At 66.8% G+C, this 18,535-nt stretch carries 21 protein-coding genes; 5 read left to right on the forward strand and 16 right to left on the reverse strand.

What is annotated here, in order from left to right:
* Window positions 1-3: 3 nt before the first annotated feature.
* The 7 genes from LK10_RS06575 to LK10_RS06605 all read right to left on the reverse strand — a co-directional run bounded on the left by LK10_RS06575 (window position 4) and on the right by LK10_RS06605 (window position 5,320).
* Window positions 4-408: an ATP synthase subunit C gene (locus LK10_RS06575; protein ID WP_197061872.1), complete on the reverse strand. Its 405-nt coding sequence runs from the start codon at window positions 406-408 to the stop codon at window positions 4-6.
* The gene (locus LK10_RS06580) at window positions 408-1,742 is read right to left on the reverse strand and encodes a V-type ATPase 116kDa subunit family protein (protein WP_043121329.1); all 1,335 of its coding nucleotides are present in this window, start codon (window positions 1,740-1,742) and stop codon (window positions 408-410) included. Before LK10_RS06580 ends, LK10_RS06575 begins: the two co-directional genes overlap by 1 nt.
* The gene (locus LK10_RS06585; protein WP_043121333.1) at window positions 1,729-2,649 is read right to left on the reverse strand and encodes a hypothetical protein; all 921 of its coding nucleotides are present in this window, start codon (window positions 2,647-2,649) and stop codon (window positions 1,729-1,731) included. Before LK10_RS06585 ends, LK10_RS06580 begins: the two co-directional genes overlap by 14 nt.
* Window positions 2,646-3,074, reverse strand: a complete 429-nt coding sequence (locus tag LK10_RS06590) for a hypothetical protein (protein WP_043121336.1) — start codon at window positions 3,072-3,074, stop codon at window positions 2,646-2,648. The genes LK10_RS06585 and LK10_RS06590 overlap by 4 nt, the downstream gene beginning before the upstream one ends.
* A 133-nt stretch (window positions 3,075-3,207) precedes the next feature.
* Window positions 3,208-3,936: a lipoate--protein ligase family protein gene (locus tag LK10_RS06595; RefSeq protein WP_156144070.1), complete on the reverse strand. Its 729-nt coding sequence runs from the start codon at window positions 3,934-3,936 to the stop codon at window positions 3,208-3,210.
* A 26-nt stretch (window positions 3,937-3,962) separates the two neighbouring features.
* Window positions 3,963-4,781 carry a thioesterase family protein gene (locus tag LK10_RS06600; protein WP_043121341.1) on the reverse strand — a complete coding sequence of 273 codons (819 nt, stop codon included), beginning with the start codon at window positions 4,779-4,781 and terminating at the stop codon, window positions 3,963-3,965.
* Window positions 4,778-5,320: a DedA family protein gene (locus LK10_RS06605; protein ID WP_043121343.1), complete on the reverse strand. Its 543-nt coding sequence runs from the start codon at window positions 5,318-5,320 to the stop codon at window positions 4,778-4,780. The genes LK10_RS06600 and LK10_RS06605 overlap by 4 nt, the downstream gene beginning before the upstream one ends.
* A gap of 130 nt (window positions 5,321-5,450) precedes the next feature.
* Between LK10_RS06605 and LK10_RS06610 the strand changes: the two genes are divergently transcribed.
* Window positions 5,451-6,485: an NAD-dependent epimerase/dehydratase family protein gene (locus tag LK10_RS06610; protein WP_043121346.1), complete on the forward strand. Its 1,035-nt coding sequence runs from the start codon at window positions 5,451-5,453 to the stop codon at window positions 6,483-6,485.
* Window positions 6,486-6,576: 91 nt separating this feature from the next.
* On the opposite strand, the gene LK10_RS22235 is transcribed toward LK10_RS06610, so the two are convergent.
* The 6 genes from LK10_RS22235 to LK10_RS06635 form a co-directional block, all read right to left on the reverse strand.
* Complete coding sequence (locus LK10_RS22235; RefSeq protein WP_197061873.1) at window positions 6,577-6,750, reverse strand: hypothetical protein; 174 nt, start codon at window positions 6,748-6,750, stop codon at window positions 6,577-6,579.
* A gap of 189 nt (window positions 6,751-6,939) precedes the next feature.
* Window positions 6,940-7,944 (reverse strand): hypothetical protein, encoded by a 1,005-nt coding sequence (locus tag LK10_RS06615; protein ID WP_043121348.1) that lies wholly within the window; start codon window positions 7,942-7,944, stop codon window positions 6,940-6,942.
* 72 nt (window positions 7,945-8,016) lie between these two features.
* Window positions 8,017-8,754, reverse strand: a complete 738-nt coding sequence (locus LK10_RS06620; protein ID WP_231567648.1) for an SDR family oxidoreductase — start codon at window positions 8,752-8,754, stop codon at window positions 8,017-8,019.
* Window positions 8,748-9,896: a galactonate dehydratase gene (dgoD, locus tag LK10_RS06625; protein ID WP_043121354.1), complete on the reverse strand. Its 1,149-nt coding sequence runs from the start codon at window positions 9,894-9,896 to the stop codon at window positions 8,748-8,750. The genes LK10_RS06620 and dgoD overlap by 7 nt, the downstream gene beginning before the upstream one ends.
* Window positions 9,897-9,921: 25 nt before the next feature.
* Window positions 9,922-10,527: a 2-dehydro-3-deoxy-6-phosphogalactonate aldolase gene (locus tag LK10_RS06630; RefSeq protein ID WP_043121355.1), complete on the reverse strand. Its 606-nt coding sequence runs from the start codon at window positions 10,525-10,527 to the stop codon at window positions 9,922-9,924.
* On the reverse strand, window positions 10,524-11,570 hold the full coding sequence (locus LK10_RS06635; RefSeq protein WP_043121357.1) for a 2-dehydro-3-deoxygalactonokinase: 1,047 nt from the start codon (window positions 11,568-11,570) through the stop codon (window positions 10,524-10,526). Before LK10_RS06635 ends, LK10_RS06630 begins: the two co-directional genes overlap by 4 nt.
* Before the next feature lie 73 nt (window positions 11,571-11,643).
* Here LK10_RS06635 and LK10_RS06640 point away from each other — a divergent pair, with 73 nt between their 5' ends.
* A complete protein-coding gene (locus LK10_RS06640; protein WP_231567650.1) occupies window positions 11,644-12,444 on the forward strand; it encodes an IclR family transcriptional regulator in 801 nt (266 codons plus the stop codon).
* Window positions 12,445-12,502: 58 nt separating this feature from the next.
* Here the strand turns inward: LK10_RS06640 and LK10_RS06645 are convergent, their stop codons facing one another.
* Window positions 12,503-13,585 carry an L-idonate 5-dehydrogenase gene (locus LK10_RS06645; RefSeq protein WP_052207035.1) on the reverse strand — a complete coding sequence of 361 codons (1,083 nt, stop codon included), beginning with the start codon at window positions 13,583-13,585 and terminating at the stop codon, window positions 12,503-12,505.
* Window positions 13,586-13,817: 232 nt separating this feature from the next.
* On the opposite strand from LK10_RS06645, the gene LK10_RS06650 reads away from it, so the two are divergent.
* Together LK10_RS06650 and LK10_RS06655 are read left to right on the forward strand one after the other, a co-directional pair.
* Window positions 13,818-15,026: an aspartate transaminase gene (locus LK10_RS06650; RefSeq protein WP_043121359.1), complete on the forward strand. Its 1,209-nt coding sequence runs from the start codon at window positions 13,818-13,820 to the stop codon at window positions 15,024-15,026.
* Between the two features lie 24 nt (window positions 15,027-15,050).
* Complete coding sequence (locus tag LK10_RS06655; protein WP_231567651.1) at window positions 15,051-15,734, forward strand: 4-carboxy-4-hydroxy-2-oxoadipate aldolase/oxaloacetate decarboxylase; 684 nt, start codon at window positions 15,051-15,053, stop codon at window positions 15,732-15,734.
* Between the two features lie 156 nt (window positions 15,735-15,890).
* Here the strand turns inward: LK10_RS06655 and LK10_RS06660 are convergent, their stop codons facing one another.
* Together LK10_RS06660 and LK10_RS06665 are read right to left on the reverse strand one after the other, a co-directional pair.
* Window positions 15,891-16,115, reverse strand: coding sequence for a hypothetical protein (locus tag LK10_RS06660; RefSeq protein WP_043121362.1), 225 nt, complete (start codon window positions 16,113-16,115; stop codon window positions 15,891-15,893).
* A 171-nt stretch (window positions 16,116-16,286) separates the two neighbouring features.
* On the reverse strand, window positions 16,287-17,216 hold the full coding sequence (locus LK10_RS06665; RefSeq protein ID WP_043121365.1) for a LysR substrate-binding domain-containing protein: 930 nt from the start codon (window positions 17,214-17,216) through the stop codon (window positions 16,287-16,289).
* A gap of 233 nt (window positions 17,217-17,449) precedes the next feature.
* Here LK10_RS06665 and LK10_RS06670 point away from each other — a divergent pair, with 233 nt between their 5' ends.
* Window positions 17,450-18,532 (forward strand): ABC transporter substrate-binding protein, encoded by a 1,083-nt coding sequence (locus LK10_RS06670; protein ID WP_052207036.1) that lies wholly within the window; start codon window positions 17,450-17,452, stop codon window positions 18,530-18,532.
* Window positions 18,533-18,535 lie beyond the last annotated feature (3 nt).

Raw genomic sequence — 18,535 nt, forward strand, 5'->3', positions numbered from 1 at the left:
CGTCTACGCCTTTCCGATGAGGATGATCGCCACGACCAGCCCATAGATCGCGATGCCCTCCGCGAGGCCGACGACGACCATGGCCCGGCCGAACATCTCAGGACGTTCGCTCATGGCCGCGAGGGCCGCCGAGCCGGTGTAGGCGACGGCGATGGCCGCGCCAAGGGACGAGCCTGCTACGGCGATCGCCGCAGCGATGAGCGCCGATCCGCCCGCTCCCGCCGTCGTCGCTGCGTTGCCTGCAGCGTGGGCCGACGGCGCGAAGGCAGTGACCAGGACCGCGGTCAGCGCGACTCCCGCACTGCCTGCAAGCAGGAAGCCGAGGGCCTTCTTCCGCCAGCGTCTTATGGCCACGGCGGCGGGTGCGGCTACCATCAGCGCGAGAGGTGCCACGATGATCCACACCATCAGTTGACCTGCCTTCCCGACCGGATACCCGCATTCAATCTGACTGCCGAATCCTCTTCTCTGGAAGAGAGGACGGGTGCCCATTCCAGGAAGGGCCGTCCCTCGGATTGGAAGATGCGGGAGAAGAGTTCGTAGTACTCGAGGCGCAGGGCTTGCACGCCTGCGACGAGCGCTTCGAGGGCGAAGCTGACCGCGTTGCCGAGAACGAAGAGGAGCACGGCGCCTGCTGCTCGAAGATCCGGCCCCCACAGCGCCGTCGTCCCGTCCCAGACCACCGCGCCCAGAGCCGCGTGGGTGAGGCCGAACGCAGCAAGGCGTGCGAAGGAGACGAGATTCGAGCCCAGTCGCACAACCGCGTCTACCACCTCAATGCTCGCCTCAACCGCCCCTTCCGGGCCTCCCCCGGCCGCAGCGAACAGCCCCAGGAAAATGAGTACGAGCGCCGCGCCGCCCGTGAAGGCGCCGCTCACCGTGAGCGGAGCGGAGCCTGCGATGATCCCCCACGCGAGCAGCCCCAGCGCAGCGAAGAGCAGCGACCCAGCGAGACCGGCCCGCGAATACAGCGCTTGAGCCCAGCCGCCTTCACGGACGCGGTTCACCGTCCCGATCGCGTAGGCGATCGCGAGTAGGGCACCGCCGACCGCGATGGCCGTCAGCAGTAACGGCACGGGGTTGGACAGGGGCTCGAGCCACAGCACCGGAACGACGCCGGTCGGGCCAAAGGCCTCCCCGTAGAGGAAGCCGAACGCGACTGCCGCGGCCCCCGCCCCCGCCACAAAGGACCACATCTTCCTGACTCCGGCCAGGATCCGGATCTTCCCGGAGCGCATCAGGAGGCCGGCCAGGACGAGGATGAGGCCGTGGCCGACGTCGCCGAACATCATGCCGAACATGACTACGTAGGCAATCGCGGTCAGGCGTGAGGGATCGACATCCTCGTACGGGACGGTTCCGTACGTGTCCACAAGACTCCTTGCGGCCGAGGCGGAGTCCCGCGGGGTGAAGAGGGTCGGTGGCGCCTTCCCGCGGGGCCTCTGCAACGGGACAACCGCGGCGCCCTGCGCGGCCATGGCTTCCTGCAGGACGGGTAGGTGCTGCGCTGGGGTCCATCCCGCGAAGCCGGCGAGCGGCCCCGAGCGCACGGCAGAAGCGAGGGCCCGTTCAAGCTCCGCCTCGTCGCGGCCCTTTCCGAACGGACCGGGCGTGTATGGAAGGTCCAGTTCGACAAGCCCTGCCCGAGCGAGGGTGCGAAGCACGTCCGAGAGCCGTTCCTCGAGTGCCACCAGACCGATGCGCTGCATGCGCAGGGGGGTCAGCCGGTCACGCCACGACATCGAGCACCTCGTCCGGCCGGCCGCCATGGGCCGCAGAAGCGAGCGCCGCGCGCAGGCGCCACGCATCCGAAGCCAGGACGGCGATGCCGCCGAGAACGTTGAGCGGGCCGAGCCGAGGCGCGCGGACCCAGGAAAGCGCGTCGTCCTCGATCCGTCGGCGTAGCTGCGCCTCGACGCGCCATCCGAGTTCGACGCTGTCGATCCGGCCGAGGATGGTGCGGGCCGACGGTGGGAGGGCCGCGCGGAGTTCTTCGAGCGTCCCGGCTGTCTCCCATGAGCTCCCGATCGTGCGGGCCGCCGCTTCCCGCAGCGCGGCAGGTGGGGTGGCGCGGCGGAGGAGAAGTCGGTCCTGCAGGACCAGGAGGACGACCGCATTGACCTGCCACTCGCGGGTCGCGGGAGCGACTGACACAAGTCGACGCAGCCATGCCAAAGTAAGCCGGTCCCGAAGTGGGAGGCCCTCTGCAGGCGACGCCCAAGGAGTGCGAGTGAGAGCGGACCCGAGCGCGGCGAGCGAGGCGGCGTTGTCAAGCCTGGGCCATGCCGTGGCGAGAGTCCCGAGGTCAAAGGGCGGCGGCGCAGGCTGCCCCGCCAGACGCCGCGCGAGGCCAACGATGTTCTCACGCTCGAATCCGGCGGCAAGGGCCCTCGCGAGCCGGGCTCCCGAAGGCGGAAGCCACCCAGCGAGCACCCGCAACTCCCAGAGGACGGCGGCCCGCGTCCCGTGGGCGGCTTCCTCAAGCGAGTGCGCCTCGCGGACGAACCGGCCGTAGGCCGAGGGGGCGAGAAGCGCGAGTGCATCCTCCAGCCCGGTCTGAACCGCGATGGCCTGGCACCCCCCAGCCCCGAGCCGCTGGCGGGCGAGGGCGCCGGCCCGCACCGCTGCCGCCGTCCACCCCGCGCTCACGTTGTGGCCGCCGAGCGGAAGATCCGTTCAATCAGGCGCTGGACAGTGGCGGGAATGCGGTCCTGCCCCGAACGCTCCAGCTCGGCGGCTTCGGCGCTCGCCTGTTCCTCGAGCCGGGAATCTTCCTGAGCAGCCGCCGCAAGCACGGCTTCGTAGCTCCGGCGGCGGGCAGCGGGGCTCTCAAGCCGGGCGTGGGACAGCACGTCATCCGCAGCGGTCCGCGCCACGGCGAGCACCTGTTCGGACTCCCTCTGCGCATCGTTGACGAGTGCCTCGGCTTGCTCGAGTTCCGGGGCCAGTGCCCCGAACACGACTCCGAGTTCCGCGTCCGGGCCGACCGCGTCCATGGCCGGCACCCCGCTGCGGGCAGCGGGTCCAGGCGACCCGACAGGGCGGAATCGGTCCAGGAAGTTCGATCGGGCCACCGCCCCTCCAACGACGAGCTCAAGAGCGGCCTACTCCGCCCCTGCTCCTCAGTGTCGAGCGCGGCCGTCATGCCTCCTAGGGCCGAAGGTCCTCTGGGCCGCTGCCCAAGCCGAACGCGAGCGCGCTGACGCCTCAGTGAGCCGCAGCCAAGGCCCCTTGCTCGGCGTACATCGCCAAGAGGGACTGTTCGACGGCGTCAACCGTGAGGCCGGGGACGAGGTCGTCCGCCGCCCCCGCGGTGCTCGGGTCGAACGGGAGCTCGAGTGCGCGATATACATCAGTGAGCACCGCGCGGACCGGCAGCGCATCGCTCACCACGAACACCGACGAGAAGAGCCAGGCACCGGAGACTACGCGTTGCGCCGTACCGACAAGCTTGATCGGACGTTCAAGCCCGCCCCCCGCCGTCGTCCCCTCCCGCGGCACCCCGTGCACGCTGTATTCGCCCGGGCAGTATTCGCCGGGGATTTCCCCGACCCGCGCATCGACCCCGACGCTTCGGAGAACCTCCGCGTAAAGCTCCCCGAAGACCTCGAAGCGATGCCGGTGGCCCACCATCGCCTCGGCCGCCGGCTCGATGTGGTCCACGATGAGCGTGCCCTCGTGATAGGCGGCGGCGCGGCCGCCGGCCTTCCGCACTACCGGCTCGAAGCCCCGGGAAAGGGAAGCGGCGCGCGCAGCCTCGAAGCCCGGCAGGCGGGTGTCGCGCTGGCCGAACGCCATCGTCGGAAGCGGCCGGTAGAGCCGCAGCGTCGCCCCCCGCAGACCGCGCTTGACCTCGTCCAAGAGCTCGGCCGCTCGGGCGAGCTGCGCGGCAGCGTCGCTCGTGTCTCGGTCCTCGATGACTGCGAGCGGTGCCATAGCACCGTCATTCCAGGCACCCATGCTCAGGTCCGGCGAATCGTCAGGATCTGCTCCGCTCGGCCGAATGGGCCGTCGTCGTCGTGCAGAACCGAGGACGTGAGGCCGATGCCGTCGGTACCGAAAGAAACGGCGTTGTCGATCCCAAGCCACTCTCCCGACGGTTGCCGGTAGAGGTGGACCTGCAGGTCGACGTTCGGGAACGCCCAGCTGCCCGGGCCGGGCGGGACGCGGGTCGCAATCCCGTTCGCGGTGTCCACGAGGCCCATGAGCCGCACCCAATCCGGGCTCGGGACACCGTCGATCAAGGGGTACGGTGTGCGGATCCACACCGTCCCGTTGCCCGAGCGGTGATGCGGAGCCTGATACATCTCGAGCGAGCGGATGTACCCGCCGGGCCATGCTGTCGTTCCATCCCAGCGCTGGCATTCCTCGCGCGAGGGAATCCTCGGATCTTCAACTGCCGCGACAGATGACGTGTCGCTCTGGGCGAGCCGCCAAGCCGTGGCACGGATGACGACGCGCCCCTTCGTCGCGAGTTCGGCCTGGATGAGCTCGATCGTGCGGCCCGGCCGCAGAGTCTTCGTGGTGACCGTGCACTCCCCTGCATGGATCAGCCCGAGGATCTCGTAGCTGATCCGGGCGATCCTCAGGCCCTCGCGGGGCTCGTGGAGTTCGAGTGCGTGAGCGAGCAGTCCTGATGGGGGCGCCATGTGCTGCTCATGCGCGTTCCACGCACCTTGGGCATGAATGGTCGAGCGGTAACGTCCGCTGCCGAGGTCCTCATAGTAGAAGTCGCCCGTCGCGAGCTCGATCTGCTCGCTCGCCTGCTGCGTCTCCGTCACGCGGTGTTCCCTTCCTCCGGGGCGGCGCCGTCGCGCGCCTCGTCCACCCTAACGGCATTCGCGTGGGCGGGCTTCCCGCGGCGGCGCACCCCAAGCGTGAAGCGGACGACGACGATACTCACCCCAGTGCCCGCCACCGCCCACGCCCACGGCGATGCCGCGGCGTGCTCCAGGACAAGCTCGACGGCGGCCAAGCCGACCGTGGCGTAGATCAAAGCCCATGCCGCAGACCCGACGACGGTCGCGGGAACGTAGTAGCGGAGGGGCATACGTGCCATCCCGGCAGCCAGGTTGACGGTTGTCTGGAGACCGACCGTCAGGAACGTCAGTACGACGGCGAGGGGGCCCCAACGGTCGATGAGCCGGCGAGCTCGCGCGAGCCTTCCGGGCCGCGACCGCTTCGCCCATCTGGTCCTTCCGTACCCAGCGGCGAGGCCCCGACCGAGCCAGTAGGTGCCATTGGTCCGGAACAGGACGACGACGAAGAGGGCGGCGACAGCAGCTTCGAAGGGCAGCTCGAGCAGTTGATCGAGCGACAACCCTCTCCCCCTCCTCACGACAGCACTGAATGGCCAGTCTATTCGAGGGCCAGCCCGGACTTCGGTTGCTTGCCCCCTCTGGCACTGGGCAGGAGAAGGGGAGGATCACGGATTCCGAAGGAGCACGCACATGCGCATCGCCATCGTGGGAGCCACAGGAAACGTCGGGACTGCTCTGCTGCGCCGCCTCGGTGCGGAAGGGGGCCATGACGTCATCGGCATCGAGCGCCGCACCCCGGACGCCGGCGCGGAGCCCTATCGCCATGCGAAGTGGCGGCCCGTGGACATCAGCACGGCCGCCGCCCCAGCCCAGCTCGCAGAGGCGTTCGCAGGCTGCGACGCCGTCGTCCACCTCGCTTGGCTCATCCAGCCGAATCACCGAGAGTCCGAGCTTTACGCAACCAACGTCACGGGCAGCTCGAACGTCTTCAATGCCGCCATAGCTGCGGGGGTCCGCCAGATCGTCTACGCGTCCTCGGTCGGCGCCTATAGCCCAGCCCCGAAGGACCGCCGGGTTGACGAGAGGTGGCCAACCGGCGGCATCCACACGTCCCACTACAGCCGGCACAAGGCCGCCGTCGAACGGTTGCTCGACGACATCGAGGAAGCGCACCCCGAGGTGGCTATCGCGCGGCTGAGGCCCGGCCTCATCTTCCAGTCAGGTCAAGCCTCGGAGGTCGGGCGGTTCTTCCTCGGGCCGTTCATCCCCGTGCAGGTCGCCAGGCTGCGCCCGCCGATCCTGCCGATGCCCTCGGGCATGGTCTTCCAGGCCGTCCATGCGGACGACGTCGCGGAGGCGTACCGCCTCGCGCTCGTCTCGGGCGCGCGCGGGGCATTCAACATCGCCGCGGAGCCGGTCCTCGACCGCACGACCCTGCCGCCCGTCGTCGGCGCGCGAAGCTCGGTCCCGATTCCCAAGGGAGCGCTCCGAAGCCTGGTCTGGGCTTCCTGGGAGCTTCGGCTCCAGCGTTCGGACCCTGGCTGGATCGACATGGCGCTCCAAGTGCCCGTGATGGACACGCGCCGTGCGCGCGAGGAGCTCGGGTGGGAAGCGCAGCGTAGTTCTCAGGAAGCAATCACCGCAGTCCTTGGGGGGATGCAGGAAGCTTCCGGGATCGAGGCTTCGCCATCGCTGCGGCCCGGCCAGCAGTCGGCTACCAAGTGAGCGCGGCAACTGGAGCCTGAACCGAACCCAAGCAGCCGAAAGCCGGGGCGGCAGAATGCCGCCCCGGCTTTCGCTTGGTTCAGCTCCGGGTTCAGTCTTCCGAGAGATGGACGGTGAAGGTGTCCGGCCCGCTCCGGACGACCTTGACCCGGTCGCGCGGAGCGCTGGCCTTGGTCGAGACGTGGGTGATGGCTGCATCCAACGTGTGGTCGAGGGTCGAGGGGTCCCAGATCTTGAGGGTTACCGAGTGGCTATCAAAGCTCATGCGCCTTTGCCTTCTTTGATGGTCGTTGCCGGTGCGCGGCCGCCCGTCTTAGAGCGATTCCGCACCTGGCACCGGCTCCTCTTTGAGCGCGGCACTATCGACTTTGCCATGCACCTGCCTCGCGACGGGCCCTTTGTGATGGATGGCACAGGTCTTGTGACGTTCTGCTACCGCACCGGGCGCGGCGGTTCAGGAGAGGCGGTCTAGCCGCTCGCGCGCCCGGTCCACTGCGCGGCGCTCCTGTTCCGCAAGCCGTGCGGCAAGCCTCCTCGCGCGCTCCGCGAAGCCCGCTTCGCGTTCGACGGCCTCGAGCTGATCCTCGAGCTCGGCAATCCGCTCGCGCAGCTCGCCGAGCTCCTTCGAGATCCCCTCGCGCCGCGCGGCCGTCTCGGACACACTCCGCTCAGCCTCCGTCAGTTCCTCCGAAGCCTGCTTTGCTCCGCGCTCGGCCTCGTCGAGCTCGGCCTGCGCCTCCTCGCGCTCGCGTTCCCTGGCTTCCTCGGCACGCCGCCTCTCGGCTTCCTCGGCACGCCGTTGAGCCTCTCGGTCGCTCTCGCGCGTCTCCTTGGCCGGCGCTTTGACTGGCGCCCTGGCCGATTCCTTGGCTTCACCCTCGGGCGCGCTCGCAGACCGCTTCCCCGTTCGCTTCCCGGAAGTCTCGGAGCGCGTGGTGTCCCGTTCGGGGAGCGCTCCCGGGACGGCGACGGCCCCGGCGAGGTCCACGGGCTCGATGCCGTTGCTCGAGAGAGTGCGGACAAGCTGGCCACTCCGGACGGCGGCGGCCGCATCGGGATCCGCCACGGCGGCCCGGAGCGTCTGTTCCATCTCAGAAGCGGCGGCATCGCTTATGCCCACTCCCAGTTCCTCGGCCACCGAGCGTCCCTCACGGACGACGGCGCTCAGGAGGCGGTGCCGCTGCTGGCCAAGCTCGCGCATGCTCGCGGGATCCAGCTCCTCCTGGGCGCGCCGCAGCTCCTCGCCGAGGTCGAGCACGTTGGCGATCTCATCGGCGCGACGCCGCGCCAGCATGTTGACCGCCCAGGCCGCGGTGGAGGGTTTGGGAAGGCGCCCGATCTGCTTGGCGAGCAGAGGGTTCCCATCGGCCCGTGCCGCCTTGGCCCGCTCGTTCCGGGTGGCTGTGAACTCGCCCGGCAGCAAGGCATAGAGCTCCGAGGCTGCGGCGGACAGATCCATGGGGTCAGCATAGGCCGGGGCGGTACGCCGGCCCGGTACAACGGCGGTTTGGCCGCGCAAGCGTGCTGGCGACTATCGCTGCCCGACGGGAGTGATCACGAGTTCGTCGACGCGCACGTGCCGCGGGCTCTCGAGCACGAACTGGACCGAACGGGCGACGTCCTCGGGGCTCAGCATCGCAGCACGCTGCTCGCCATTGGGGACGTTCGGCCGAAGGGCCAGGAAGTCGCTGTCGACGTCGCCCGGGCACAGGTGGCACGCCTTGATGCCGCCGGCGCCCTCCTCGTCATTCAGGGACGCGACGAGCATGCCGAGTGCCGCCTTGCTCGACATGTAGGCCGCGCCCGCGCCGGGCGAGAAGCGCCACGCCGAGCGGGACGAGATGACGACGATGCTTCCTCCACCGGCCGCTCTCATACCTGGCAGCACAAGGTCGACGGCTCGCGCGACCCCTGTGAGGTTCGTCTCGACGATGTCGGAGAACTCGTCCATCGACTGGTCCGACCATGAACGTCGGGGAGCATTCAGACCGGCCGAGACCACGAGTCCTGTCACGGGGCCCCATGCCTGGGTGATCCGTTCGTGCGCTTCCCGCAGTGCGGCGCCATCCCGCACGTCGACGGGAACCTCGAGCGCCTCCGCGCCCTGCTGCCGAACGTCGTCGGCGGCGGCAGCGACGGCGTCGTCACGCCGACCGCTGATGGCGACCTTCCAACCCGAAGCCGCCGCGGCCACGGCGGCGGCGCGGCCCATTCCGCTGCCCCCGCCGGTGACCCACAGCACGCGCGCGTTCGCGGGAGCTCCTACCACTCGGCCACCGAGCCGTCCTTGTGCCGCCACACGGGGTTCCGCCAGCGATGCCCTTCGGCCGCGCGCTCGACGACGTACTCCTCGTTCACTTCGATGCCGAGGCCAGGTCCGTCGGGGATCTTCACCATGCCGTCCTGGTAGTCGAATACCGAGGGGTCGGTGACGTAGTCGAGAAGGTCATTGGAAGTGTTGTAGTGAATCCCGAGGCTCTGCTCCTGAATGAACGCGTTGTAGCAGCCCGCGTCGATCTGCAGGCAGGTCGCGAGAGCGATCGGCCCGAGCGGGCAGTGCAGCGCCAGCGCGACGTCGTACGCCTCCGCCATGTTCGCGATCTTCCGGGCTTCGGTGATGCCCCCGCAGTGGGACGGGTCAGGCTGGATGATGTCCACCGCGCCGGTGGCGAGGATCTCCTTGAAATCCCAGCGGGAGTAGAGCCGCTCCCCCAGCGCAATCGGGGTCGGCGTGTTCCGCATGACGTCGAGGAGCGAACTCGCGTGCTCTGACAGCACCGGCTCCTCGATGAACATGAGCTTGAACGGCTCGAGCTCCTTGATGAGCACCTTGGCCATGGGCTTGTGCACACGGCCATGGAAGTCGACGCCGATTCCGACGTTGGGACCCACAGCCTCCCGGATCGCCTGCACGTTCTCGAGGCAGCGTTCGACCTTGTCCCAGGTGTCGATGTACTGCAGCTCCTCCGTGCCGTTCATCTTCACGGCGGTGAAACCGCGGTCGACGGCGGCACGGGCGGCGGCCGCGGTATCGGCCGGACGGTCCCCGCCGATCCACGAGTAGGTCCGGATGGACTCCCGGACCCTGCCGCCGAGCAGTTCATGGACCGGAACGCCGAGCGCCTTGCCCTTGATGTCCCACAGGGCCTGGTCGATGCCGGCGATAGCGCTCATCATGATCGGGCCGCCGCGGTAGAAGCCAGCGCGGTACATGACGGTCCAGAGGTCCTCGATGTTGCGTGGATCCTGCCCCACGACGTAGTCCGCGAGCTCCTCGACGGCGGCAGCGACCGTCGCCGCGCGTCCTTCGACGACCGGCTCGCCCCACCCGGTCACCCCCTCGTCAGTCTCGATCTTGAGGAAGAGCCAACGCGGGGGGACGGTGTACGTCGTCAACGACGTGACTTTCATGATTCTCCTAGCGAGGTTGGTTGGCTCAGCGGGCGGCGTTGCGCCAGGCGGCCATGAGCTCGGCGGCCCGGTGGGCGACGTCGTCGGCGCTGCGGCCGGGCTTGTACAGGGTCGAGCCGATGCCAGCCCCGCCAGCACCCGCGGCGACCCATTCTCCGAGGTTTGACGCCGAGATCCCGCCTACGGGCAGCAGTTCCGTTCCCGGGGGCAGGACGGGGCGCCAAGCCTGCATTCCGCCGATCCCCACGGAGTCCGCGGGAAACAGCTTGAGCGCGGTCGCGCCCGCGGCGAGAGCCGCGAACGCCTCGCTCGGCGTTGCAACTCCGGGGTAGCTGCGCATCCCGGCCCCGACGGTCGCGCGGATCACGTCCTGATCCATGTTCGGCGAGACGATGATGTCGGAGCCTGCCTCCTTGGCCAGCTCCACCTGCCCCACCGTGAGAACCGTCCCGGCACCCACCGCACAGTCGTCGGGGAGCGCAGCCCGAATGAGCTTGATCGATTCGAGGGGATCCGGCGAATTGAGCGGAACCTCGACGTAGCGGAAACCGGCTGCGTACAGCGCGTGACCGATCGTTTCGGCCTCAGGCGGTGTAATGCCGCGCAGGATGGCGACGAGTCCGGTGGTCATGAATCCTCCTTGTCGATGAGCCCGAGGGCGAGGGCGGTCCGCCATAGTCCTGCGACCACAGCGTCCTCGGGGGCGAGGTCCGAGGCGATGCCAGCTCGCTCGAGGGCTCGTGCGTAGCGCCCGCCTAGCTGGGCGTTGGCACAGATGGTGATCCGACCGCCCGCTATGTCCTGTTCCCCGATCCAGAGATGTGCGAACCGCTCGACCTCTGCCCCGATCATGAGACCGGAGACGTAGTCCTTGACGGCGGTCGGCTCGAGTTCTCCCGCCATGACGAGCGTTCGTGCCGAGAAGAGCGAGGTCGCTACGTCGGTCGGGGCGGCGGGAACGGGCTCGGTCGCGGCGAACGCGACGTCCAGGCCTCGGTCGAAGGCGTCCAGGTCAGGGGCCTGCGGTTCCTCGGCGAGTCGCGCGACGATGCTGTGCTGCATGACCAGGCCGAAGAGCTCTCCGGTCATCGTGGTCACGAAGTCGGAGACGCGCGTTCCTTCGAGGCGAAGCCATTTCGTGTGGGTCCCGGGAAGGACGACGACGGCGGGCGAGCCTGCGCCGTCGTCGGCTGCATCCCCCGTGCCAGCGGCTGTATCCCCCGTGCCAGAAGGGAGTGTCCCAAGGACTTGGGTTTCCTCGCCGCGGATGACATCCGGATGATCGCTCGGGCTCCCAGCCGTGCCGTCCTTGAACAGGCCGGGAATGATGAAGAGCGGGCCGAGCGGTGTCGGCACCTCGGTGAGGGACTCGGGTCGTTCAGTGAGGTCCACGGGGAGGTGACGGTACTCAGCCTCTGCCCAGCCCTGATTGCTGCCCACCATGCCGCAGGCCACGAGAGGGAGCCCAGGCGCGGACCGCAGCCACTCGCCGCAGAGGTCGTCGAGCTCCTGCTCGAAAGCGGCCGTGCGATTCTCTCCTGAGCGGGAGAGCGCGAGAACCCCGCGCCCGTCGAGTCGTCGGTCCAGCACGGTCCCGTCCTCGCCGAGGAGATACGCCCTGCAGGAGGTGGTGCCCCAGTCCAAGCCGACCATGCGTGCAGGGATATCGATCATGACCTGCAGTCTTCCTCCATGCGTCCCAACATGTCGAACTTCATCCCAGATATAGGGATGTAGGCTGGGTCTTGTGCCCCATGAGACCGCATTGCCACCCCAGGAGAACCGCCTGAACGCGCGAGACGCCGAACCTTCGCTTCCATCCGGAACCCAGACGCTCGCGCGCGGCCTCGACATCATCCGCGCCGTGGCCGAGGGCGCACGCGATCTGAGGAGTGTCGCTGAGGCCACGGGGATCGGACGCAGTACCGCCCACCGGCTCGTACAGCTGCTCGATCGGTACGGCTACCTCCGAGTTGCAGGCGGGCGTGACTACGCTCTCGGCCCGGCGCTCATCGAATTCGGGTTCCAGGCACTCCACCAGAACCCATTGCCCGTCGTCGCCCGGCCCGTCCTCGAAGAGCTGGCCGAGAAGGTCCAGGACACCGTTCATCTGGCCATCGTCGACGGGGGCGAGGTTCTGTACCTCGACAAGATCGAGGGCACGCGTGGGGCTGAGATGCGCTCGCGGATCGGGCATCGCATGCCGCTCACGCGCACCGGCATCGGCAAGGCCCTCATCCTTGACCGGGACAGCGACTGGCAGCGGCTCTACGAGGCCGAACGCTCTGGGGACCCAGGCCGCGTCGAAGAGTTCCTCCGCCGAATGCACGAGTACTCCCGGCATGGCGCCGCGATGGATCTCGAAGAGAATGAGCCCGGAATCCGCTGCGTTGCCGCCCCTATCCGAGACGCAGGGGCCAGCATCGTGGCTGCAGTCAGCGTTTCCGCGACCAAGCCGTTCATGCCCGCCCAACGGATGCGCGGACTCGTCCCGGTCGTCCAGAAGGCCGCCCGGTCAATCTCGAGATCGCTCGGCTTCGCGGGCTGAAACCCCGTCTGATGGTCACCTCCCGCGGGTCCACGTTTCCATGACCGACGGTAGGTGACTACTGAACGGGCGATGACCCGCGGGACGTGACGGTTGGATGGCCGAATCGCAGCAGCACCTTGCCCGACGTCGAAGCATCCCTGGCGATGGCAAATGCCTCGAGCGCCTCGTCGACATCGAACACATGCGTGACCACGGCGGATGGATCGATCTCTCCCGCAGCGAGGGCCGCGATGACCTCGTCGATCTCATCGTTGAACCGGAAGGAGCCCACAAGCTCAAGCTCCCTTGCAATCGCGATCGAGACCGGCACTGGCTGGTCTCCTGGCGGCAGGAGGCCGAGCATGACGACCCGACCTCCTCGCGTGGCCGCCCTGATGGCCGTCCGCAGCCCAGGGGCACTCCCCGAGGATTCGATCACGACGTCGGCGTCGAGGCCTTCGAGTTCGCTCGCCTCCGATGCGAGCACTGTCCGGCTCGCGCCGAGTTCCTTGGCACGCGCCAGGGGTGCCTCAAAGAGATCCGTCACGAAGATCTCGCCCGCGCCGTGGTGTGAGAGGACGGCGACGACGAGTGCGCCGATCGGACCGGCACCGACTACGAGAACGCGTCTGCCAGCGACGTCGCCAGCCTGCTTGACGGCATGCCACGCGACGCTGAGGGGCTCGATGAGGGCCGCTGTGCGCGCATCCAAGTCCCCCGGGATGGGCCGCAGCATGCGGGAGGGAAGGGCAACGACGTCGGCGAACGCGCCATTGCGGTGCGGGTGGGTCGCTGCGCTGCCGAGATAGGTCCCACCTGGCGAGAGGTTCGGGCGACTGGACGGGAACCTGGGGCCGTCGCCCGGCCCGGGAGTCGCGGGATGAACGGCGACGCGCACACCCTCTGCGGGCCCGCTCCCATCTTCTGCAGAGCGCACAACGCGCCCGATGATTTCGTGGCCCAGCACGAGCGGATCCTTCAGGATCGACTCGCCGGCGGCCCCGTGCAGCCAGTAGTGGAGGTCAGAACCGCAAATTCCGCCGAGCTCGATGGCCACGAGGGATTCATCCGGTCCGGGGATCGGTGCCTCAAGAACGTCCACCCGGAGATCATCGCGTCCGTGCGCGACGACGGCGCGAACGCCCGCTTCTGTCTTCATTCTTCCTTTTCCTTTAGTCGAATTTCCCGCTATGGAAATTGCTCAACCCATCCGACCGGTCCGCTCGGGTGAACAATTTTGCGCGTTTCGACAATGGTACGGCCGAGAGGCCGATTCACCGTCATAAGTCGTGCTTATCCGTCCACTCAATCTACGTCTTATCCAAAAGAGCCGTGCGTATATAAGGTCGAAAGAAGTCCACGACTTCCCCGCCCACTCTCTTGGAGGAGACATGTCCGAGTACCAGCCGGCCTCGCGGGTCACCCGCATCCGGGAGTCCGCGAGCGTCCTTGCGGCGGCGCGGGTCCGCGAGCTCAAGGCAGAGGGCCGGTCAATCATCGACCTCACAGTCGGTGAGCCGGACTTCGACACCCCGGACCACGTGAAGCAAGCCGCGATCGCCGCAATCGAGGCCGGTGAGACGAAGTACACGGCCGTCACGGGAACGCCCCAGCTTCGCTCGGCGATTTTGAACCACGTCGAGCGCCGCACCGGCATCCTCTACAGCGCCGCCGAGATCACCATCGCGGGTGGAGCGAAGCAGGTCATCTTCACAGCCTTCATGGCTTCGCTCAACGAGGGCGACGAGGTAATCGTCCCCGCCCCCTACTGGGTCTCCTACCCCGACATGGTCCTGGCCAACGACGGCACCCCCGTGATCGTCCCCTGCGGGGACGAGGTGGGCTTCAAGCTGACCCCAGAGGCTCTCGCCGCCGCCATCACGCCGGCTACGAAGTGGGTCATCCTCAACGCGCCCTCGAACCCGACCGGCGTCGTGTACACCCGGGCCGAGCTCGAGGCCCTCGCCGCCGTTCTGGAAGAGAATCCGGACGTCTACGTCCTGACCGACGAGATCTATGACGAGATCTACTACGGCGAAGGGCAGATCACCAGCCTCGTCGGCGCCGCTCCGCAGCTCAGGGACCGCGTCCTCGTGGTCAACGGCGTCTCGAAGGCCTACGCGATGACCGGCTGGCGGCTGGGCTACGCCGTCGGGCCGGCTCCACTCGTCGCCTCGATCAACAAGCTCCAGTCCCAGATCTCCTCGTGCCCATCCTCCATCAGCCAGGCAGCCGCGACCGCCGCGCTCACAGGCGACCAGTCCTTCGTGGCCGAGTGCGTCGAGGCGTACCGCGAGCGGCGAGATGTCGCAGTAGCCGGCCTCAAGGCCGTCGAAGGCCTTGCCTGCGAAACACCACAGGGTGCGTTCTACGCCTACGTGAAGTGTGCGGGTGCCGTCGGTAAGACGACGCCCGATGGAGCCAGGATCGAAAATGACCAGGACTTCGTCCTCTACCTGCTCGACTCGGCATCGGTAGCGGTCATTCCGGGTTCGTCATATGGCCTCGGACCATATTTCCGAATTTCTTTTGCCACCTCACTGGAGACCATTAAGGCCGGCGTAGAGGCTATCGATAAGGCCGTCCGTGCCCTCAACTAATCCCTCCAACTGAAAAAGAGAACCATGGAACAGATGATCCACGTCAAGACCAAGTTCGAGCGCCCGGACGCCGATGTCGTCAAGCGCCTCTCTGCGTTTTCGTCGGCGACGATTCACGAGGCCCAGGGCCGCAAAGGCGCCCTCAGCTCGCGCATCAAGCCGATTGACCGCTCGATGTCCTTCTGTGGCCCTGCCGTCACCGTGCGCTGCGCCCCCCGAGACAACCTCATGCTCCAGGTGGCCATCCACTATGCGCAGGAGGGCGACGTCGTCCTCGTGGGCGCGGGCGAATTCACCGAGGCTGGGACGTTCGGCGACGTCCTCGGCAACGCCATGAAGGCCAAGGGAATCGCCGCGATGGTCACCGACTCGGGCGTCCGTGACACCGCAGACCTCATCGAGCTCGGCCTCCCAGTGTTCTCGGGGAGCATTTCCATCAAGGGCACCGTCAAGGAGACGCTCGGGCCGATCAACCACCCGATCGTCATCGGCGACGAGGTCATCTACCCGGGTGACATCCTCAAGGGCGACGCCGACGGCGTCGTCGTCGTGCGGCGCGAGGAGGCCGAAGAGGTCATCGCGCTGTCTCAGGCCCGGGTCGACAAGGAGAACGAGCTCATCAAGGCCTACCACGCCGGTGGGACGACGATCGAGCTCTGCAACCTCACAGACGTCCTGAAGGACAAGGGCCTCTTGGTCGAGGACTGATCCCCGCCTCATCAACAAGACTCGCTCAGCGCCCCCGTTCTCCGGAACGGGGGCGTTTCGCAGTTACCGAGAAACGTCAAGCAGTTACGGAGAAACAAGAAGAGGGCCCTCCCGGGGGCCCTCTTCTTTCCTGCTGAATTTTTATCGAATCGCGCTCTACCAGATCGCTCCTTCTGCAACCCGCCGCTTCGCCTCGACAAGCATCCACTCAGCGCTTCCGCCGTCATGGGTGGGCATGATGCTTCCTTCGAAGACGAACAATGGCTCGCTCGGCGAATCGACGGGCTGCCAAAGTCCGTTGGTGGGGCAGTGCGTTCCTGTCCGAACGATCATGCTCTGGGACTTCCTCAGGTTCCAACTGGTGTGGCTGATCTTTTTCATTTCAGGCTTCCTCGCGCTGCGTCAGCTGGTTTTCGCTGACTTAAGAATTGATCCGATAGCTCAATGGTAGGCAGCAGAATAGGGCGCTGAATAAGATCAAAGTCGAGTGCCTAGATAAGGCTCCGCTATGGATGGCCTCTGCGCCGGACAGGCACGGGGCGAGTTGGAGTCCTAGGCAGCGTCGCTCCCGTAGCGGGCGAGCAGCCGGTTCTTGATCATGTCCCGGAGCAGGATCAGCACGGCTGAGGCCGCCTCTGACATCGGCTCGTGGTCCGCCGTGCACAACCCGAACTTGACGTGCAGAGCCGGCTCGACGAGATGTCGCATTCTGAATCCGGCCTCGGGAAAGAGCGCGTCGGCCGCAGATCTGGGAAGAACCGTCGCCCCGAGATTGGCGTGGAGAAGCCGGCTCAGGGCGGGGACGGATTCCACTTCTCCAGCTATCCGGAGGGGAAGGCCCTGATCGGCGAACGCCTTGTCGAGGAGCCGCCGGACGGTGTGGTTGTCCTCAGGGAGGAAGAGAGGCAGCTGAGAGGCTTCCCGCAACGTGATCGACCGCTCGTCGGGCGAACCCTGGTCCACCTCCGGGCTTGCCACCACGTACAGGTCGTCCAGAATCATGCTCGTGAAGCGGACGCCCCGGGCTTCCCGTGGCTCGTAGATGAGAGCCATGTCCAGCCTGCCGTTCTTGATGGCATCGCTGAGGACTCCCCCGAAGATCTCCGTCAGGTGCAAGGTGATGTCGGGATAGCGGCGCCCGACTTCCTGCACGATGGCAGGCGCCAGGCTTGAGGCCATGCAGTAGGGCGCCATCGCGATGGCAACGCGTCCCGAGGGCGCTGCACCGGACCGCTCGACGTCCTGGCGGGCCTGTTCCACGAGCCGAAGGATCGATTGGGCATGCCGGTACAGGGCGTTGCCCGCGGCAGTCGGCTCGACACCCTGCTTGCTCCGGATCAGCAGCCGCTGCTTGAGTTCCTTCTCAAGGGCGGATACCTGTTGGCTGAGGGCCGGCTGCGCGACATGCAGCGCCGCCGCGGCCTTCGTGATGCTGCCCGAGTCTACGATCCTGACAAAGTATTCGAGCTTCCGGGTGTCCACTGTCTTTCACCTTTCGAGGTCCCGTCATAACAGATCAGTATGTCGGGACACAGAAGCTGTCTTTGTGTGACCCAGACCTCAAACGCTAGTTTGAAGCTAATGGCCAGACCGCAATGCCGCTGTCTTGGTCAGCCCGATTTCTAGTCTTTCCGGAAAATCACTCATCGAGCCATCCAACTCGATCATTCCGCAACGTATCAATTCAAGCTGCTTGCCCCGAGAAAGAGCGTATTATGGGATTTTACACGAAGTACCGCACGGCGGCCACGGCTCTCGCCGCCGCCTCAGTTCTCGCCCTTTCTGCTTGTGGAGGCGGCAGTACTCCCCAAGCTGGCTCATCGACTTCGGGCGAAGTTAACATCATCGCCTACGCCTCCGTCTGGCAGGACCAGTACACCGCAGCCGTTATCAAGCCGTTCGAGGCGAAGTTCCCGAATATCAAGGTCAACTACGTTGCGAAGCGATCGTCCGCGGACATGCTCAGCGCATTGCAGGGGCAGAAGAGCAAGCCGAATACCGACGTCGCGATCATGGACCAGTCGGTCTCCCAGAGCGGCAACCAGCAGGGCCTCTTCGCCAAGATCGACCAGAGCACCGTCCCTAACCTCGCTAACGTGCCGGACAAGTTCAAGGACAAGAATGGCTACGGACCAGTCGACATGCTGGACGCCATCGGGCTCGTGTACGACACGAAGACGTTCCCCACTCCCCCGAGCAGCTGGAACGCCCTGTGGGACAAATCGAACTGCGGCAAGGTCAACGTGGTCGCTCCGCCGTCCCTCCTTGGCCTCTCCCTGACCGCGATCACCTCCAATATGCAGGGCGAGGACTACACGAAGAGCATCGACAAGGGAGTGGCGAAGCTCAAGCAACTCGCCCCCTGCATCCAGACGTTCTCGCCCCAGCCTGACGAGTACCAGAACGTCATCACCGGCCAAACCGTCCTCGGACTTGGGCAGAACGCCCGCGGGCAGTTCTATGCCGACCAGACTGGCAAGAAGATCGGTGTGGCCTTCCCGAAGGAGGGCACGGCCTACCAGATCAACACGATCAACCTGATCAAGAATGCCCCGCACTCAGCAGCAGCGAACACGTTCATCAACTACGCCCTCTCGGCAGAGGCTCAGGAAGCATTCGCGAAGGATCTCTTCTACGCTCCGTCCGTGAGCAACGCGGTCCTTCCGGCCGATGTGAAGTCCCGAGTGGTACCGACCGACGGATCGCTCAAGATCCTTCCGCTTGACGTCGACTTCATGGCTTCGATCCGCGACAAGTGGACGCAGACCTGGAAGCAAGAAATCATCCCGGCCAAGTGATGA

This window comes from Sinomonas humi, assembly GCF_000802235.1.
GTDB classification, from domain to species: domain Bacteria; phylum Actinomycetota; class Actinomycetes; order Actinomycetales; family Micrococcaceae; genus Sinomonas; species Sinomonas humi.

Coding starts and splice junctions, on each gene's coding strand:
- LK10_RS06635 (WP_043121357.1), bottom strand. CDS start 11,570: ATGATCGATATCCCTGCACGCATGGTCGGCTTGGACTGGGGCACCACC.
- LK10_RS06660 (WP_043121362.1), bottom strand. CDS start 16,115: ATGAAAAAGATCAGCCACACCAGTTGGAACCTGAGGAAGTCCCAGAGC.
- LK10_RS22235 (WP_197061873.1), bottom strand. CDS start 6,750: ATGAGCTTTGATAGCCACTCGGTAACCCTCAAGATCTGGGACCCCTCG.
- LK10_RS06595 (WP_156144070.1), bottom strand. CDS start 3,936: ATGGCACCGCTCGCAGTCATCGAGGACCGAGACACGAGCGACGCTGCC.
- LK10_RS06630 (WP_043121355.1), bottom strand. CDS start 10,527: ATGACCACCGGACTCGTCGCCATCCTGCGCGGCATTACACCGCCTGAG.
- LK10_RS06580 (WP_043121329.1), bottom strand. CDS start 1,742: ATGTCGTGGCGTGACCGGCTGACCCCCCTGCGCATGCAGCGCATCGGT.
- LK10_RS06655 (WP_231567651.1), top strand. CDS start 15,051: ATGGAACAGATGATCCACGTCAAGACCAAGTTCGAGCGCCCGGACGCC.
- LK10_RS06645 (WP_052207035.1), bottom strand. CDS start 13,585: ATGAAGACAGAAGCGGGCGTTCGCGCCGTCGTCGCGCACGGACGCGAT.
- dgoD (WP_043121354.1), bottom strand. CDS start 9,896: ATGAAAGTCACGTCGTTGACGACGTACACCGTCCCCCCGCGTTGGCTC.
- LK10_RS06650 (WP_043121359.1), top strand. CDS start 13,818: ATGTCCGAGTACCAGCCGGCCTCGCGGGTCACCCGCATCCGGGAGTCC.
- LK10_RS06615 (WP_043121348.1), bottom strand. CDS start 7,944: ATGGATCTGTCCGCCGCAGCCTCGGAGCTCTATGCCTTGCTGCCGGGC.
- LK10_RS06575 (WP_197061872.1), bottom strand. CDS start 408: ATGGTGTGGATCATCGTGGCACCTCTCGCGCTGATGGTAGCCGCACCC.
- LK10_RS06610 (WP_043121346.1), top strand. CDS start 5,451: ATGCGCATCGCCATCGTGGGAGCCACAGGAAACGTCGGGACTGCTCTG.
- LK10_RS06670 (WP_052207036.1), top strand. CDS start 17,450: ATGGGATTTTACACGAAGTACCGCACGGCGGCCACGGCTCTCGCCGCC.